General features: G+C 68.0%; 17 protein-coding genes and 1 tRNA gene. 9 read left to right on the top strand and 9 right to left on the bottom strand.

Annotated elements, in window-relative coordinates; translation table 11 throughout:
• Window positions 1–3: 3 nt before the first annotated feature.
• Both MICSW_RS14095 and MICSW_RS14090 read left to right on the top strand, forming a co-directional pair.
• Window positions 4–1197 carry an integrase gene (locus MICSW_RS14095; RefSeq protein ID WP_228179575.1) on the top strand — a complete coding sequence of 398 codons (1194 nt, stop codon included), beginning with the start codon at window positions 4–6 and terminating at the stop codon, window positions 1195–1197.
• 100 nt (window positions 1198–1297) lie between these two features.
• Complete coding sequence (locus MICSW_RS14090) at window positions 1298–2674, top strand: ATP-dependent DNA helicase (protein ID WP_292732260.1); 1377 nt, start codon at window positions 1298–1300, stop codon at window positions 2672–2674.
• A gap of 7 nt (window positions 2675–2681) precedes the next feature.
• Here MICSW_RS14090 and MICSW_RS14085 read toward each other — a convergent pair whose 3' ends face one another.
• Both MICSW_RS14085 and MICSW_RS14080 read right to left on the bottom strand, forming a co-directional pair.
• Entirely contained in the window at window positions 2682–3347 is a 666-nt protein-coding gene (locus MICSW_RS14085; protein ID WP_228179503.1) for a biliverdin-producing heme oxygenase, read from the bottom strand.
• A gap of 128 nt (window positions 3348–3475) precedes the next feature.
• On the bottom strand, window positions 3476–3727 hold the full coding sequence (locus MICSW_RS14080; protein WP_464496329.1) for a DUF2470 domain-containing protein: 252 nt from the start codon (window positions 3725–3727) through the stop codon (window positions 3476–3478).
• Window positions 3728–3806: 79 nt separating this feature from the next.
• Between MICSW_RS14080 and MICSW_RS14075 the strand changes: the two genes are divergently transcribed.
• Together MICSW_RS14075 and MICSW_RS14070 are read left to right on the top strand one after the other, a co-directional pair.
• Window positions 3807–5099, top strand: a complete 1293-nt coding sequence (locus MICSW_RS14075; RefSeq protein ID WP_464496328.1) for a serine hydrolase domain-containing protein — start codon at window positions 3807–3809, stop codon at window positions 5097–5099.
• Window positions 5100–5163: 64 nt separating this feature from the next.
• The gene (locus MICSW_RS14070; protein WP_292728224.1) at window positions 5164–6027 is read left to right on the top strand and encodes an EamA family transporter; all 864 of its coding nucleotides are present in this window, start codon (window positions 5164–5166) and stop codon (window positions 6025–6027) included.
• A gap of 21 nt (window positions 6028–6048) precedes the next feature.
• Here the strand turns inward: MICSW_RS14070 and MICSW_RS14065 are convergent, their stop codons facing one another.
• Window positions 6049–7017 carry a nucleoside hydrolase gene (locus MICSW_RS14065; protein WP_464496327.1) on the bottom strand — a complete coding sequence of 323 codons (969 nt, stop codon included), beginning with the start codon at window positions 7015–7017 and terminating at the stop codon, window positions 6049–6051.
• A 123-nt stretch (window positions 7018–7140) separates the two neighbouring features.
• On the opposite strand from MICSW_RS14065, the gene MICSW_RS14060 reads away from it, so the two are divergent.
• The gene (locus MICSW_RS14060) at window positions 7141–7977 is read left to right on the top strand and encodes a PfkB family carbohydrate kinase (RefSeq protein WP_347424212.1); all 837 of its coding nucleotides are present in this window, start codon (window positions 7141–7143) and stop codon (window positions 7975–7977) included.
• Window positions 7978–7980: 3 nt separating this feature from the next.
• On the opposite strand, the gene MICSW_RS14055 is transcribed toward MICSW_RS14060, so the two are convergent.
• From MICSW_RS14055 to MICSW_RS14045, 3 genes are read right to left on the bottom strand one after another with little or no spacing between them, the layout of a single operon-like run.
• Window positions 7981–8778 carry an ABC transporter permease subunit gene (locus MICSW_RS14055; protein ID WP_228179508.1) on the bottom strand — a complete coding sequence of 266 codons (798 nt, stop codon included), beginning with the start codon at window positions 8776–8778 and terminating at the stop codon, window positions 7981–7983.
• A 1-nt stretch (window position 8779) separates the two neighbouring features.
• Window positions 8780–9721, bottom strand: coding sequence for an ABC transporter ATP-binding protein (locus tag MICSW_RS14050; RefSeq protein ID WP_228179509.1), 942 nt, complete (start codon window positions 9719–9721; stop codon window positions 8780–8782).
• 42 nt (window positions 9722–9763) lie between these two features.
• On the bottom strand, window positions 9764–10456 hold the full coding sequence (locus MICSW_RS14045; RefSeq protein ID WP_464496326.1) for a TetR/AcrR family transcriptional regulator: 693 nt from the start codon (window positions 10454–10456) through the stop codon (window positions 9764–9766).
• Window positions 10457–10655: 199 nt separating this feature from the next.
• Here MICSW_RS14045 and MICSW_RS14040 point away from each other — a divergent pair, with 199 nt between their 5' ends.
• Window positions 10656–10850, top strand: a complete 195-nt coding sequence (locus MICSW_RS14040; protein ID WP_464496325.1) for a hypothetical protein — start codon at window positions 10656–10658, stop codon at window positions 10848–10850.
• Window positions 10851–11228: 378 nt separating this feature from the next.
• Here MICSW_RS14040 and MICSW_RS14035 read toward each other — a convergent pair.
• Window positions 11229–11302 (bottom strand) — tRNA-Gly (locus MICSW_RS14035).
• Window positions 11303–11362: 60 nt separating this feature from the next.
• Here MICSW_RS14035 and dcd point away from each other — a divergent pair.
• On the top strand, window positions 11363–11956 hold the full coding sequence (gene dcd, locus MICSW_RS14030; RefSeq protein WP_228178244.1) for a dCTP deaminase: 594 nt from the start codon (window positions 11363–11365) through the stop codon (window positions 11954–11956).
• 132 nt (window positions 11957–12088) lie between these two features.
• Here dcd and MICSW_RS14025 read toward each other — a convergent pair whose 3' ends face one another.
• Window positions 12089–12808, bottom strand: a complete 720-nt coding sequence (locus MICSW_RS14025) for a hypothetical protein (protein WP_292728184.1) — start codon at window positions 12806–12808, stop codon at window positions 12089–12091.
• A gap of 140 nt (window positions 12809–12948) precedes the next feature.
• Here MICSW_RS14025 and MICSW_RS14020 point away from each other — a divergent pair, with 140 nt between their 5' ends.
• Complete coding sequence (locus tag MICSW_RS14020) at window positions 12949–13533, top strand: MarR family winged helix-turn-helix transcriptional regulator (protein ID WP_292728182.1); 585 nt, start codon at window positions 12949–12951, stop codon at window positions 13531–13533.
• Between the two features lie 110 nt (window positions 13534–13643).
• Here MICSW_RS14020 and MICSW_RS14015 read toward each other — a convergent pair whose 3' ends face one another.
• On the bottom strand, window positions 13644–15098 hold the full coding sequence (locus MICSW_RS14015) for an MFS transporter (RefSeq protein ID WP_347424211.1): 1455 nt from the start codon (window positions 15096–15098) through the stop codon (window positions 13644–13646).
• Window positions 15099–15160: 62 nt separating this feature from the next.
• Between MICSW_RS14015 and MICSW_RS14010 the strand changes: the two genes are divergently transcribed.
• Complete coding sequence (locus MICSW_RS14010) at window positions 15161–15649, top strand: cation:proton antiporter regulatory subunit (RefSeq protein WP_228178247.1); 489 nt, start codon at window positions 15161–15163, stop codon at window positions 15647–15649.
• Window positions 15650–15651: the final 2 nt, after the last annotated feature.

The raw sequence follows: 15651 nt of genomic DNA, 5'->3' as shown, positions 1-15651 counted from the left end.
TCGATGGCCGCGCGCCGTGAGATCACGAAGAAGTTCGCCCGCGAGTATGTGCGGGCGGACAAGCATGCGAAGGGCGAGATCCTCGACGGGCTCGTCGCGGCGACCGGGTGGACGCGGGATCATGCGCGGCGGGCGATCCGATCCGCGAACGCCCGGACCGGTCCCGCGGGCCGGCAGCCCCGCAAACCGCGGGAGCGGAAGTACTCCTACGACGCGCTCGTGGTGTTGCAGGAGGTCTGGCGGCTGTCCGGTCAGCCCTCGGGCAAGTACCTCGCCGCGGTCATGGACGACACCTTGGAACGGCTCGTCCGGTTCGGTGAACTCGGCAAGGTCGGCCCTCGGGTCACCGACCTGGTGCTCGACGAACTGCGGTCGATGTCCGCGGCGACGATCGACCGGTACCTGAAACCGCACAAGGATGCCGCATACCCGGTCGCGCTGTCAGGCACGAAACCGTCGCACATCCTGCGGTCGTCGATCCCGCAGCGCACCGCGATGGATGCCCCGCTGACCGTGCCGGGGTTCTTGGAGCTGGACACCGTCGCGCACTGCGGCCACACCCTCAAGGGCGAGCACCTGTGGACGTTGAACGCGACCGACCCGGTGATCGGGTGGACGATGATGCGCACCGTCCGCAACAAGGCGTTCGTGCACGTGCACGAAGGGCTGAACTGGATCGCGAAGCACGCGCCGGTGCCGATCGCCGGGATGGACTTCGACAATGGATCCGAGTTCCTGAACTGGTCAGTGATCGCCTGGGCCGACAACCGCGACATCCCCCTGACCCGCGGACGACCGTACCAGCACAACGACAACGCGCACATCGAGCAACGCAACGGCGACTGGATCCGCAGACACGCGTTCCGCTACCGGTACGAGACCGACGCGGAAATGACGCTGCTGAACGAGCTATGGGACCTGGTGATGGCCCGCAAGAACCACCTGCTGCCCTGCGTGAAAGCGACCGGCTGGACCGCCACGAGATCCGGCCGAAAGAAGCGGATCTACGACACCCCCCGGACCCCGTACCAGCGACTCCTGGACAACGGCATCCTCGACGCCAAGACCAAGACGCGCCTCGAGCACGAGCATGCCAAGCTGAACCCGGCACGCATCACCCGACGGATCAACCAGATCCAGCAACAACTCATCGAACTGGCCTCAGCCCGCACCCAGGGAACCCGACCCGCCGCATGACCCACGCGGACATTTCACGTGAGGCAACCACGAATCACACCCGGACATCTTGACGTGAGGCAAGGCGCCTGCCGCGGCGCGCGCTGGGTAGCATGGCCCGGTGCAGGCGCCCGAACTCTCCGCAGAGCAAGAGGCGCTGTTCCGACTCATCGAGGACACGCGCGACCACGTGTTCGTGACCGGTCGGGCCGGAACCGGCAAGTCGACGCTCCTGCAGCACCTGTCCTACCGGACCAGCAAACAGATCGCCGTCTGTGCGCCCACCGGTGTCGCTGCCCTCAACGTCGAAGGCCAGACGATCCACTCTCTGCTGCGCTTGCCGATCGGTTTGATCGCGGACGCCGACCTCGAGCATCCGGATGCCACCCGCAAGCTGCTGAACGCCATCGACACCCTCGTGATCGACGAGATCTCGATGGTCAACGCCGACGTCATGGATGCCATCGATCGCTCCCTGCGGCAGGCCCGCGGTCGGCGTGCCGAACCGTTCGGCGGGGTGCAGATCGTCATGTTCGGGGACCCGTACCAGCTCGCACCAGTGCCGCCCCGGCACGGCGACGAGCAGCGGTACATCCGCGATCACTACCGGTCGTTCTGGTTCTTCGATGCGCGGGTATGGGCCGGGTCGGACGCGGCGCTTCCCGGATCGGAGGGGTCGTCGCTGCTGGATCTCGGGCGGTACGGCGCATCGCTCCAGATCCGCGAGCTCGCCGAGATCCATCGGCAATCCGATCCGGAGTTCCGCCGGATGCTGGGAGCCGTCCGCCACGGTCGGGTCACCGCCGACATCGCCCAGGTGCTCAACGACACTGGCGCTCGCACCCCGCCGGTGGGTGGGGCCGACGAACCTCCGATCATCACGCTTGCCACACGCAACGACATCGTCACCCGCATCAACCGTGCTCACCTGGATGCGCTGCCGGGTGCGACTCAGACGGCGCACGCCGAGATCAGCGGTGACTTCGGACGTGGGGATGCCGCGTATCCCGCCGACGCGGAACTGCAGCTCAAGGTGGGTGCTCAGGTCATGTTCTTGCGCAACGACGTGTCGACATTCGGCCAGCCGCCTCGGTGGGTGAACGGCACCATCGGAACTGTGACGCGGATCGCCGGCGGCACGGTGCGCGTCGAGGTCGACGGTGAACAGATGGATGTCGAGCCCGCCGTCTGGGAAAGGTTCCGGTACGCGTACAACTCGTCGACGCGGTCGATCTCGCGCGAGATCGTGGCGGAGTTCACCCAGTTCCCGCTGCGCCTGGCATGGGCGGTGACGATTCACAAGTCGCAGGGGAAGACGTACGACAGAGCCATCATCGACCTGGGCTCGGGTGCTTTCGCGCCCGGCCAGACCTACGTGGCGCTGAGCCGCCTGACCTCGCTTGACGGGCTGTACCTGACGCGCCCGTTGCGGCCCCGTGACATCCGGGTCGACCCCGATGTGCAGCGGTTCATGGCTGCCGTCCGCGGGCGAGCCTGAGGATCGCTCAGGCGATCTCGGCGATGCTGCCCGAAGCCTTGGCGGCGGCAAGGTCGACGAAGACATCGGTGTTGAACTGGTAGGCGCGGAGCACTTCGTCGATGACGCGCTCCTGTTCGTCGGCGTCCCAGGGAGCGGCATCCAGTTGCTCCCGATACACGTCCTTGAACGCGCGCGGGTCGGCGATGTCGTCGAAGACGTAGAAGCCGATGCCGTTGGTCTCGAAGCCGAATTGACGCGCCATGAGCTTGCCGATGAACTGGCCGCCCGAAAGGTCGCCGAGGTAGCGGGTGTAATGGTGGGCGACGAATCCCCCGGCCCAGGTGGAGCCGACCTCGTTGATCCGGTCGACGTAACGCTGGGTACTCGGGAGTGGGGCGATCCGGTCGCGCCAATCCGGTCCGATGAGGAACTCGAGGTCGGCCTCCAGCGCCGGAATGCGGGTGAGCTTCTCGCTGATGAAGGGCGCGGCGACGGGGTCGTGGCGCATCACCTCGGCAGCGCGCTCGATCGCGTCGTACATGAACCAGTGCTGGGCGACCAGCGCGATGTAGTCCTCGCGCGTGCCCTCGCCCTTCATGAGATCGCTCATGAAGCCGGCGTGTTCACTGCCCGAGTGGGCATTGCTCGAACGCTCGCGCAGGGCGGCCGAGAATGGGGTCACGGGTGTCATGGGCACCAGTGTACCTTCAGGTAAGCATAACCTGACAAGACCAAAGTCCCCGTGGTTGCGGGTCGGCGCCACTCACTCGTGCGGTCGGGGCTGGACTCCCAGACGCTCGCACGCCGCGTCATAGAGCTTCACGATCTCGGCCCGAATCTGCGGGCGCTCCGTGATGGGGCCCCCGGCCATGGCACGGACACGGTGACCGTCGCGCCATCGCCCATTTCGGCATCCCACACGCCGCCGTTGCCATCGAGATCCGACATGACCGCACTCACGGCATCCGCCTGCCCGAACGCCCTGACGATCAGAAGATTGTCGCCGCCGTGGTCGCCGTTCATGTGGGCAAGGACGCCGGTGCGGATGCTGTCGTCGAAGCGATACGTCATGGTCACAGCGTAGGGGCCGTGATCTTCGTGTGATGTTGATGTGTTTGAATGCTGAGTGCACGAACAACGGGGGTTGGGTATGGGTGCGACGATCCTCAGGAGGCGATGGAGCGCCCTCGGGATCGCGACGGTTGCCCTCGCGGCCACTCTGGTTGGGTGCGCTCCCACGGAAACCGTCGAGATCGACGTGCCCGCGCAGGTCGAGGGCGGCTTTCCCGCCGACACTCAGTCTCAACTGGATGCGGCGCTGGCCGAGGCCATGGCCGCGACCGGATCGTCGGGCGCCATCGTGGGCGTCTGGGCGCCCTGGAGCGGCTCCTGGGTCGCCGGCGTCGGGACGCAGTCTCCGTCGAGCTCGCAGGAGGTCACCTCCGACATGGAGTTCCGCGCAGCGCGCGTGACGCGGGCCATGACCTGCGACGTGCTCTACGCGCTCGTCGAGAAGGAGGTCGTCGCCCTCAGCGACAAGGTCTCAGACTACGTCGGGGGCGCATCCGGCCTGGAAGACGTGACCCTGGGTCAGCTGTGCGACAGCTCGTCGGGCCTCGGCGCATCAGCGCCCTCGCTCTGGAATGACTGGCTGAAGACCCCGAACCGCGAGTGGCCCCCGCTCGAACTCGCCGCCTACGGCATGGGGCGAGAGCGCACCACCGATCCCGGCGACGCCTTCGTCGACTCGGATGCCGGTTACTTCTTGCTCGGTCTCGCGCTCGAGACGGCGACGGCGACATCCCTGCCCGACCTCGTCGAGCAGTACGTCACGGAGCCTCTCGCTCTCGATTCCACGTGGCTACCCGGCCCGGAGCCGGCGACACCGTCCGGTGACAGCGACACGCCGTCGCTGCGCGGCAACAACTCTCTGCCGGGCGAGGACGGGCAGTTGCTGTGCGCCGACCCCCTCGATATCACCACGCTATCCGCGAGCATCGGCTACGCCGACTCGGGAGCGGTCTCGACGATCACCGATCTTGGTCGCTACGCGCAGGCGCTTGCCACCGGCGCACTGCTGGCAGATGACCAGACGCGGTTCGATAGCCCCCGCGCGGTGTACCCGGGCGCATCGACCTGGTACACCTATGACGGCGGAGCCTTCACCGCTGGGGGCCTGATCGGTCAGCACGGCGCGATTCCGGGGTACCTCACAGCTGCCTACGCCGACCCCGACACCGGCCTCACTGTGGCGGTCGTCCTCAACAACTCCGCGGCTCCCGCGGGGCTTGCCGCCAACCTCGCCTGGGAACTTGCCGCGATCGCCTCGAAGGCCCCCGCCGCGGCAGGCGAAACAGCCCCCGCGGCCGGGCTGCCGTGGACCGCCGAACAGCAGGCCGAGACCATCCGCGGCGCAGCGGTGTGCCCGCTGCCTCAGCCGTGACCACGGACGCGGGGTGAACGCACCGCGCGCCGTCCCCCTGTCGTCGCCGCCGTTCGCGGTCGGGATGGTCGTCACGGGTCTGGTGTGTCAGGAGCTCGGGGCATCGCTCGCCGTGCTCTTGTTCCCCGCCCTCGGGCCCCTCGGGATCGTCTTCCTGCGCCTCGGCTTCTCGGCCGTCATCCTCATGATCATCGCTCGGCCGAGCCTTCGCGGTCATACGCCGGCAGCCTGGCGATCGGTCATCGGGTTCGGTCTGGTCCTCGCCCTCATGAACTGCCTGTTCTATCTGGCGCTCGCACGACTTCCTCTCGGGGTCACCGTGACGATCGAGGTACTCGGACCGCTCGTGCTCTCGGTGATCGCCGCGCGTCGCGCCAGCGCCTGGCTGTGGGCGGGACTCGCGCTCGTCGGGGTCATCGCCCTGGCCGGCGGCGGCTGGGACCGATTGGATCCCCTCGGCGTACTGTTCGCCCTGGGAGCTGCCTCTAGTTGGGCGCTGTACATCCTCGCTTCTGCGCGGGTGGGGCGTGAGTTTCCGCGCCTCGATGGGCTCGCTCTCGCAATGGTCGTGGGGGCGCTTGCGGCACTGCCGTGGGGGTTGATCGCCGCCGGTGGCGCGCTCGTGCGCGTCGATCTGCTCGCGTTGGGCGCGGCAGTGGCAGTGCTGTCTTCGACCATCCCGTATGCACTCGAACTGTTGGCGCTGCGACGGCTGGCGGCATCCGCCTTCGCGATCTTGATGAGTCTCGCCCCGGCGACAGCGACCCTTGCCGGCTGGCTGCTGCTCGGTCAGGGCATGACGTGGCTCGAGATCGTCGGAGTCGCGTTGGTCATCGCCGCGAGCATCGGTGCGGTGCGTGCAGCATCAGCCCGAACGACAACCGGCGCGCACGGACCGGATGTCGCGCCAGCTGAGCCCTTGCCGTGAACCCGTGCCGCCTGCCGCGAGCTACCGCGCGGCCGCGTCGCCGAGGATCGTCGACACCAGGTGCGCGGTGAGGGTATCGGAGCCCTCGAAGAGCACCCGGGTCCGCACACCCTGGTGATCGCGAGGGCCGAGGCGCTGCCCGCGCATATCGACGACGGTCGAGCCGCGAGAGGGTCCGTCGGTCGTATCGATGACGACGGGAACTCGCAGGCCAGGGCCGATGCCCGGGGCGCCGGCCGCGGCCATCGCCGCCAGCGGGTCGTGGAGCGGGCTCAGCCGGGCGCCGAACTGAGGCACATAGAAGTCGAGGTAGTGATCGAGGATCTCGCCGACAGCGCGGGCGAACGGATCAGCGGAGGCGAGCAAGAGGCCGCGGTCGCTGTCGGTGAGGATGTGATTCATCGTGACGTCCAGGGGAACGAACGTCACATCCCAGTCGGCCCGCGCGAGGGCGTCGGCAGCCTCGGGGTCGTTGAAGATGTTCGCCTCCGCGACGGGGGCGATGTTGCCGGGGACGAGAGCTGCGCCACCCATCGTCGTGACACCGGCGATCCGCGACGGCAGCGAGGGGTCTCGCTCCAGAGCGATCGCGATGTTGGTGACGGGCCCGATAGTGAGGATGTGAAGCGCGCCAGCGTGAGCGTGGGACAGCTCGAGAAGAAGGTCTGCAGCGTCGCGATACGAGGCCGTGTTTCCTGCCTCGGGAAGGGCGACACCACCGATGCCGTTGGCGCCGTGCACGTGTGGCGCGCCGCCACTGTAGGGGTGGCTGAGGTGGTCGTGAGCGCCGACAGCGACGGGGATGTCGGGCGCGCCCGCCAGCGCCAGGAGGTCGAGGGTGTTGCGGGCCGCCTGCGCGGCATCCGTGTTGCCGCTGACCGTTCCGATGCCGACCAGCTCCACCAGGGGCGAGCGCAGCAGGTAGGCCAGGGCGACGGTGTCGTCGATACCGGTGTCGCAGTCGAGGTAGAGCGGAAGTGGCGCAGTCATGTCGCTCCCGAAGATGAGGTGAGCGGACGGCGCTGTCCGGGGCGCGTCGCGCACCCCTTCGGTTATATCGCGCGGTGACCCCTTGGTCGTAGCCGGGGTGATGCCGCGTGATGGAATGTAGACATGACATCCCCAGCCCCCGGTCCGCTCTGTGTGGTCGGAAGCATCAACGTCGACATTTCGGTCACCGTGGATCAGCTCCCGGTCCCCGGTGAGACGGTGCGTGGTGTCGGGCCGGTTCGGGGCGCCGGCGGCAAAGGGGCGAATCAGGCAGCTGCAGCCGCTCGACTGGGCGCGGCGGTACGGATGCTCGGGGCCGTTGGAGACGACGCCGACGGTCGGGCCATGCTCGAGAACCTGCGCCGCGCGGGAGTCGACACGTCAGGCATCCGTGTCGTCGCAGAACCGACGGGAACGGCAATCATCACGGTGGATGCCGCGGGCGAGAACACAATCGTGGTGTGCGCGGGCGCCAACGATACGGTCGATGGCGCGGGCCAGTTCACGCCCGACGAAGCCGTGCTCGCGCAGCTGGAGATCCCTCCGCACGCGATCGAGGCGCTCGCGGCATCCGTGCCCGGGTTCTTCGCGCTGAACGCAGCGCCGGCGCGGGACATCCCCGCATCGGTCCTGCAGCGTGCGGACCTCGTGATCGTCAACGACGCCGAGTTCGCCGCTCTGCCATCAGTCTCGGCGGCGCAGCTGGTCGTGGTCACACACGGCGCGCGCGGGGCGTCGCTGTGGCGAGAGGGGACGCGGGTGCTGACCGCTCCGTCACCCGTGGTCGACGCGGTGAGCGCCGTCGGCGCCGGGGATGCCTTCAGCGCGGCGATCACGCTCGCCGTGCACGCCGGATGGCCCGACGAGGTCGCGCTGGCTGCCGCGTGCGCGGTGGGCGCCGACGCGGTGACCCACGTCGGCGCCCAGCCTCCCCTTCGCTCGCTCGATCAGTACCGGTGATCCTCAGCCGGTGACATCGCGGGAGCGCAGCGCAAGGGCTGCAGCTCCGGTGAACACGATCGCGACGCCCCAGACCGCCGCGATGCCCCACCCGAGTCCCGATTCAAGCGGCGACTCGCTGTAGGCCCAGGAGTACGGCGACAGCCGTTCAACCCACGCGAGATCCTCGGACTGGTTCGCGACAGCCTGAAGTGCGTACCCGTAGACGGCGATTCCCGCACCGGCCGCGACCCCGGCGATCCGGCGACCGGAGATCGCTCCGGCCAGCAGCGCGGCTGTGGCAGACAGTGCCCCCAGCCCAGTGAGGGCTGCTGTGGCAGCGACGATTCCGGATGCTTCGAGCCCGAGTTCCGAGGGACCGTTGAGGACCCCGACCACCACGCCGATGACGACGCCGAGCGCGATGAGCTTGACGAGGATAGCCAGCGCGTTCTCGAGGACATAGGCAACGCGGCCGATGCCGTGGGCGAGGTCGAGTTCCAGGCGGCCGTTCTCTTCGGCGCCACCGATCGCGCTCGCTCCCCAGGCGGTGGTTGCGATGACGATGAGCGCGAAACCGATCAGACCGAAGAAGGTTGCTTGCGCATATCCCGAGCCGGTGCCGATCTGGTCATAGCCGAGCGCGTCGACCAACTCCGGGGGAAGGGTGGCGATGATCTCCTCGAGCGAGCCGTTGCTGCCGAACGATGGAAACAGGGGAAGGTACAGAGCAAGGGCCGCGGTCAGACCCAGCGCCCACGCGAGCAGCCCGCGCCAGGAGTCGCGCAGGTTCCGGCCTGCGACAGGAAGCACACCGGCCATGTCACTCGCCTCCCATCGCTGCGGAAGTATCGGCGCTCGCGGCGCCGTACAGGCGCAACACCGACTCTTCGAGGTCGGGCTCTTCGATCAGCAGCTCCGCCACGTGGAAACGGGCCAGTGCCTTCACGAGTGGGTCGATTTCACCCTCGATCGTGGCGTGCACGATCACCCGGTCATCCTGCGCGCGAACCTCGGGAGGCGCGGCCGGCGACAGCGGTGTGAGTGCGCCGCGGACCGCGTCGGGGTCGGCATCCGTCATCACAGCCCGGATGCGGCGCACGGCGCCGAGCCGGAGCTCGTCGACAGCACCCGCCGCGACCATCCGGCCCTGGCTGAGCACCGCGACGTCGTCAGCTGCCTGCTGGATCTCGCTGAGGACATGAGAGCTCAGCAGGACAGTCTGGCCGTTGTGTCGGGCCTCCTGCACAAGCCCGAGGAACTCGCGCTGCATGAGGGGGTCCAGTCCGCTCGTCGGCTCGTCGAGGATGAGCAGCGGTGGCTCGTGCATGAATGCCTGGATGAGCCCGAGCTTCTGTTTGTTGCCCTTCGAGAGGGTGCGGACGGGACGGGACAGATCGCACGAGAGACGCTCGGCCAGCTGCTCGATCCGTCCCTGGCGCACCGGCCCCGAGACGCTCGCGTAGAAGTCGAGGAGACGTCGTCCGGTGGCGCGTCCCTCCATCCGCAACTCACCGGGGACGTAACCGATGCGTCGCCGGAGCGCGGCCCCGCCGGTTCGCGGATCAGTTCCCAAGACGCGGGCGGTGCCGCTGGTCGGCCGGATGATGTCGACCAGCATCCGGAGAGTCGTGGTCTTGCCGGCCCCGTTGGGGCCGATCAGGCCGAACACCGTGCCCTGAGTTACCGTGAGGGTGAGGCCGTGAAGGGCGGTGCGCCGCCCGTATTGCTTGCGCAGGTCGTTCAGTTCAATGGCAGGGGTCATCCCCTGCTCCTTTCGTCGCTGGAGTGTTGATGGATGCCGGGGTCAGCCGGCCAGCGGCGGGTCGGGATCCTGGTGCGGGTCGTTCTCACCTTTGCCCGAGGGCGGGCCGAGGGGTCGCGCCAGCGCGTCCTGCGCGGCGGTCAGCAGCCGGTCGTCCGCGTAGATGCCGTGGGTGTAGAGCTCCAGGAGTGGCAGGGTGAGCCGGCGAAGAAGCGCCTCGGTCAGGCCGTCCTCACCGAGGCTGCGAGCGAGCTGGCGGCGCAGCAGCACCGGGGCGAGGCCGTACAGCGTCACTGCGGTGACGGTCGCGTCCATGTCGGACTGTGGGCGCATCATCCCGGCCGCGGCCTGTTGCTCGAGCAGGTCGCGCGTCGCGGCGGCCAAGGAGTCGAACAGATCGTCTGCCGCCGCGGTGTCGGATGTCAGCATCCGGGACATGTAGTCCAGCAGCGGCTCATAGCGCTGGCGGTCAGCGAGGGCCTCCCGCATCATCGCTGACGCACCGCCACCTGCGAGGCGCCCCTTGTCGGTGACCAGTGTCTGGACGACATGGGCGTCGCACTCTTCGCGCAGGCCTTCCTTCGAGCCGAAGTGGTGCACGATCAGAGCGGCACTGACGCCCGCCCGTTGTGCGATGTCGCGCAGGCTCGCTGCGTCGAAGCCGCGCTCTGCGAAGGCCGCGATTGCCGCATCGCGGATCCGATCACGGGTCGAAGCGTCGGGGGCTGAACGCATGTTCGACAGGCTAAACACCCGTTCAGCCTGTCGTCAAGGGCTAGCGGCTCTGTAGGGCTCGGGATGGGGAATCCCGACTGCCGGCGCGAACTATGGACGGTCGGGCCGGATCTTGCAACCCCCTGGGACATGGCAAAGAGACCAGCTACCTTCATGCATTGCGACATCACGTCGCGCTCTGCAGATGGAAGGAGACCCCATGGGATTCATGGACGATGCGAAGAAGAACATCGCTGAGGCTGCGGAGAACACCGCCGACGCCATCCAGGACGGAGTTGACCGAGCCAAGGACAAGGCCGAAGAGATGTCGGCTGAGGCCGACGTCAAGAAGGCGGAGGCCGAACGCGACGCCGTGAAGGCACGCAACGACGTCAAGGAAGCAACCCGCGACTGACGTCCCCTGAACCCGAAGGCCCGCGCAGAGTACTGCGTGGGCCTTCGATGTTCTCGGGCCATTGGAGGGGCTGACGGGAATCGTCCCCACCGCCACTCCGCCCGCCGCTGCGCGGCGGTCGGAGCCTCTGGCGGCGTGGGCCCACCCGCAGGCGAGCCGGTTCCTACGGCACCCACACGAATGCCCTCTCGCACGGCCTACGGCCGCACGTGAGGGCATTGGAGGGGCTGACGGGAATCGTCCCCACCGCCACTCCACGCGCCGCTGCGCGGCGCGCGGAGCCTCCGGCGGCGTGGGCCCACCCGCACGCGGAGATCGGTTCCTACGGCACCCACGCGAATGCCCTCTCGCACGGCCTACGGCCGCACGTGAGGGCATTGGAGGGGCTGACGGGAATCGAACCCGCGCTGTCTGCTTGGGAAGCAGAAGTTCTGCCATTGAACTACAGCCCCATGCGCCGAGGCGCCCCGCCAGCATACCAAGCAGCTCGCGAGGGGTCGTAGGCTGGGCTCGTGCTGCTCTCGGACCGCGACATCCGCCACGAAGTGTCCACTGGTCGGGTCGCGCTCGACCCATGGGATGCCGAGATGGTGCAGCCCTCGAGCGTAGACGTTCGCCTCGATCGCTACTTCCGGCTGTTCGACAACCATAAGTATCCGTTCATCGACCCCGCCGTCGACCAGCCCGATCTCACACGGCTGATCGAAGTGGCACCCGACGAACCGTTTATCCTGCACCCGGGCGAGTTCGCCCTGGGTTCGACGTTCGAGCAGGTGACGCTCCCCGACGACATCGCCGCGCGGCTCGAAGGCAAATCCTCGCTCGGGCGGCTCGGGCTGCTCACCCACTCCACTGCGGGGTTCATAGACCCTGGCTTCTCGGGCCACGTGACCCTCGAGCTGTCGAACGTCGCTACCCTGCCGATCACGCTCTGGCCCGGCATGAAGATCGGGCAGCTGTGCTTCTTCCGGCTGTCGTCTCCCGCCGAGAACCCCTACGGATCTGGCCCGTACGGCAACCGCTACCAAGGACAACGCGGACCGACGGCATCCCGTTCGCACCAGAATTTTCACCGCACGGATGTCGGAACCCGCGCCGCGGAGTAGTCCGGCGCTTAGTCATCCTGTCTCTGGCTCAGCGAGCCGCCAGCAACAGTTCGGTCGCGCCTTCTTGCGGGTTGACGTGAGCCGAACCCGCAAGACGACGCGACCGATAGGTGTGTTTGGGGTCGGAATGCCTCAGCTTGCCGCTGACTCGCGACCGCGCGTGAAGCCGGCGTCAAAGCCCCGCTCGTAGGCGCGCTCGCCGCGGCGGTGCTCGCCCCGGTGAGGCTTGCCGTGACGGTGACCCTGTCGGTGCGAGCCGTGGTCACGGCCGTCGTCGCAGTGGCGCGCATCGTTGTCGGCTTCGAACGCCGGACCGAACCCCGGACGGAAACCGGGGCCGAAGCCGCGTCCGAATCCGGGGTGGAACCCCGGTCCGAAGGGGCGACCGTGCCGCCCGCGGCCGCACCGGCCGAAGCCGAGGTCCGGGTCCAGGTCGTGCTCCTGCTCTCCGCCGAGTCCGCGGGCCATCGCCTGAAGTGACGCGATGGTCGTGGCGTAGTCCTCGGGTGAGACGGCGCCCGAGACGCTCTCACGGATGCCGGACACGGCCTCGGCGAGGCGTTCCTTCATCTCACGACCGGCGTCGGTGAGCGTCCAGTCGCCGGATCCGTTCTGCTCGATCCAGCCGCGATCCTCGAGGCGGCGCATCCGCTTGCCTCGAGGTGCTCGGGCCCAGGCGTGCGTGCCGTCGATGACGCCCAGCAGCATCCAATCGCGGCGGTCAGCGCCGCACTCGGCGAGGCGTGTGTCGAACTCGCGGCTGATCAGGGCCTCGACCAGGCGCAGCCAGTAGCCGAGCGGGCGGTCGCTCCCGGCGGGTGCGTCTTCGTGGTGTTCTTCGTGGGTGTACATGGGGAATCCTCTCTGGCGGGCAGAACCCGCGTCGTCTCCGGGCGCTCTTTTGCGTTGCTCCGGAATGCATGTATTAGTGCATGTACTTGCATGGTGACATGTAATCGATATCCATGTCAACTCGCATGTAAATTGGAGGGATGCCGATCACGCCGTCCGACCCCATCGATCAGATCGCGGCGGCACTCGTTCGCCTGCGAGGACGGCGCGGCCACCTGCCGTGGATGCCTCCAGGGCCGCACGACTCGCAGAACCACGGGACCGACGACGCGGACGGCCATCGTCGGCGCGGTCATCACCGAGGCGGCCCCGGCTTCGGTCCGGGCGCCGGCTGGGGCCCGTGGGTGGGACCGATGGGCTCGAAAGAACATCGCGGCGATGCCCGCATCTCGGGTCCGGCGCGGATGCGTGTGCTTGAAGTGCTGGCATCCAGCGACCATCCGCTCACTGTGAGCGAGCTCGGCGAAGCGATCGGCGTCGATCAGCCTCGCGCATCGCGCCTCGTGCAGCAGGGGGTCGAGTTCGGGCTCGTTCGCCGCGAGGCCGACCCCGACGATGCCCGCCGAACGCGGATCGTTCTCACCGAGAAGGGCGAGACCTTCGTCCGCGGCTTTCGCGATCAGCGACGCGATGCGATCACGACGGCCCTGGCATCCTTCACGGATGCCGAACGCACCGACCTCGCCCGTCTGCTGACCAAGCTCGCCGACGCCTGGCCCAGCTGACCCGCCTCGCTGCATCCCGTAGGTAGGAGTAATCACCCAGGTAGGACGGATGCCGCCCCAATACTCCTACGTAGGCGAGTTGTCCTACATCGCGGAGGCGAGCGCCGCGCTCAGACCGCCGAGCGCTTGGGCAGCCGCACGAGCAGCAGCAGGATGAGGCCGAGCAGGAGCACCAGTCCGATGCCGAGGACGCCGAAGATGGTCGAGCCGAAATACGCGATGAAGACGGTCCACATGGCCGGGGAGAGGAAGCTCGCGACGCGTCCGGTTGTGGCGTAGAGCCCGAAGATCTCACCCTGCATCCCGGTCGGGGTGACGCGAGCGAGCAGCGAGCGGGATGCTGCCTGCGCCGGCCCGACCATGGCCGAGAGGATGAGTCCGCCGATCCAGAAGATGACGGCACCCAGGTCGTGGAACGCGAAGACGACGAACGCGACGACCACGAGGGTGGTCAGGGCGACGACGATGACGGCCTTCGCGCCGAACCTGTCGTCGAACCGACCCGCGATGATCGTCGACAGCCCGGCCACGACATTGGCCGCGATCGCGAACAGGATGACGTCGGTCGGCCCGAATCCGAACGCGACGGCTGCGAGCACTCCGCCGAATGCAAAGACCCCGGCCAAACCGTCGCGGTACACGGCGCTGGCGATGAGGAACCAGAAGGTCGGACGGTGCTCCCGGAACAGGCGCGCGATGTCGTGCACGAGCACCACATAGCTGCGGAAGAAGCCCACGCTTTGGCCGGGCGCCGAGGGCGGGGGCTCGGGGACGTTCCGAAAGAGCGGGATGGAGAAAAGGATCGTCCACACACCGCATCCGACCGCGATCAGGCGATACGCGAGGCCGTCGGAGGTGTCCATCCCGAACCAGTCCGCGAACGTGAGAGCGACGACGATCACGAGGGCGACGATTCCGCCGATGTAGCCCATGCCCCAGCCGAGGCCGCTGACCTTGCCGACCGTCTTCGGCGTTGACACCTGGACGAGGAGCGCGTTGTAGTTGACGCCGGCGATCTCGGAGATGACCGCACCCACGGCCAGCACGGCCGCGCCGTACCAGAAGAAGACGGGCTGGGCGTAGACGAAGAACAACGCGAACTGCGTGAGCGCGAGGAGCATCGTGAACACGAAGAGCCAGCGCTTCTTGCTGCCCCGGCGATCGGCCTGTTGGCCGAGGACCGGCGCGAGAAACAGGATCAGCAGCCCCGCGATGGTGGTGACCAAGCCGTACCCGCTGGTGAGGTCGGCCAGCGCCGCCTCCTTTACAGGGGAATCATCGGGGAGCGAAGCGACGTCAGCGGGCAGGAAGCTGTCGGAGACGAGGTACAGGGCCGCGAAGACGAAGGTGAGGATGACGGAGTTGAAAGGCTGGGTCGCCCAGTCCCAGAACGCCCACGAGATCACCTGCTTGCGCGGGACGTGCCGCTCCTCGGTGGAGTCCTGGAAGAGCACCGCCAGGCTCTCGAGGGCATCGGTGTCGGTGGTCGGCGGAGGAGTCGGCACACCGGTTGCGTCGGGTGTCGGGGCCTGGGCCTCGCGGAGTTCGGGCTCGCTGTCGCTCACTCGCCATACGCTAGGGGTCCAGAGTGAACATTGGGTAGCCCTTTTGGTGGGAAGATGGGCGCATGCCCGTTCACGTGGAGCGCGCCGAGCTACCCGGCATCGGCATCCGTCACGACATCCTCACCGACGATGGTCGGCGTCTCTCGGTGGTGAACTTCCGCGAGGGCGGTCGAGAGATAGCGATCTCCGACGAGGACGACCCCGACCGCTGCGGTGACACCCTCGCGTTGACGGATGACGAGGCCACGGCGCTCTCGGAGGTGCTCGGCGGCTCGGTGATCCTCACCCAGCTGGCGGGCCTGCAGGAGGCCTTCGCCGGCCTGCAGATCGAGAAGATTCCCGTGCGGGCAGACTCCCCGTACGTCGGGCGACCCCTCGGCGACACGAAAGCGCGCACGCTCACGCGCTGCTCCGTCGTGGCCATTGTGCGCGAGTCGGGCGTGATCCCGGCGCCCGAGCCCTCCGACGCGCTGCGCGCCGGAGACACCCTGGTCGTCGTCGGCACCCGTGAGGGTCTTGAGCACCTGGTCCGGATCCTGAACGGCGCTTGATC

This window comes from Microbacterium sp. SW12, assembly GCF_055391095.1.
Note: the sequence above shows the minus strand (reverse complement) of the source record. Positions and strands in the feature narration are given on the sequence as shown.

What these genes read in the sequence shown, in the direction of transcription:
- MICSW_RS14085 (WP_228179503.1), bottom strand. Translation starts at nt 3,347, where the DNA reads ATGACACCCGTGACCCCATTCTCGGCCGCCCTGCGCGAGCGTTCGAGC.
- MICSW_RS14060 (WP_347424212.1), top strand. Translation starts at nt 7,141, where the DNA reads ATGACATCCCCAGCCCCCGGTCCGCTCTGTGTGGTCGGAAGCATCAAC.
- MICSW_RS14010 (WP_228178247.1), top strand. Translation starts at nt 15,161, where the DNA reads ATGCCCGTTCACGTGGAGCGCGCCGAGCTACCCGGCATCGGCATCCGT.
- MICSW_RS14095 (WP_228179575.1), top strand. Translation starts at nt 4, where the DNA reads ATGGCCGCGCGCCGTGAGATCACGAAGAAGTTCGCCCGCGAGTATGTG.
- MICSW_RS14045 (WP_464496326.1), bottom strand. Translation starts at nt 10,456, where the DNA reads ATGCGTTCAGCCCCCGACGCTTCGACCCGTGATCGGATCCGCGATGCG.
- MICSW_RS14075 (WP_464496328.1), top strand. Translation starts at nt 3,807, where the DNA reads ATGGGTGCGACGATCCTCAGGAGGCGATGGAGCGCCCTCGGGATCGCG.
- MICSW_RS14080 (WP_464496329.1), bottom strand. Translation starts at nt 3,727, where the DNA reads ATGACGTATCGCTTCGACGACAGCATCCGCACCGGCGTCCTTGCCCAC.
- MICSW_RS14055 (WP_228179508.1), bottom strand. Translation starts at nt 8,778, where the DNA reads ATGGCCGGTGTGCTTCCTGTCGCAGGCCGGAACCTGCGCGACTCCTGG.
- MICSW_RS14040 (WP_464496325.1), top strand. Translation starts at nt 10,656, where the DNA reads ATGGGATTCATGGACGATGCGAAGAAGAACATCGCTGAGGCTGCGGAG.
- MICSW_RS14070 (WP_292728224.1), top strand. Translation starts at nt 5,164, where the DNA reads ATGGTCGTCACGGGTCTGGTGTGTCAGGAGCTCGGGGCATCGCTCGCC.
- MICSW_RS14050 (WP_228179509.1), bottom strand. Translation starts at nt 9,721, where the DNA reads ATGACCCCTGCCATTGAACTGAACGACCTGCGCAAGCAATACGGGCGG.
- MICSW_RS14065 (WP_464496327.1), bottom strand. Translation starts at nt 7,017, where the DNA reads ATGACTGCGCCACTTCCGCTCTACCTCGACTGCGACACCGGTATCGAC.
- MICSW_RS14020 (WP_292728182.1), top strand. Translation starts at nt 12,949, where the DNA reads ATGCCGATCACGCCGTCCGACCCCATCGATCAGATCGCGGCGGCACTC.
- MICSW_RS14025 (WP_292728184.1), bottom strand. Translation starts at nt 12,808, where the DNA reads ATGTACACCCACGAAGAACACCACGAAGACGCACCCGCCGGGAGCGAC.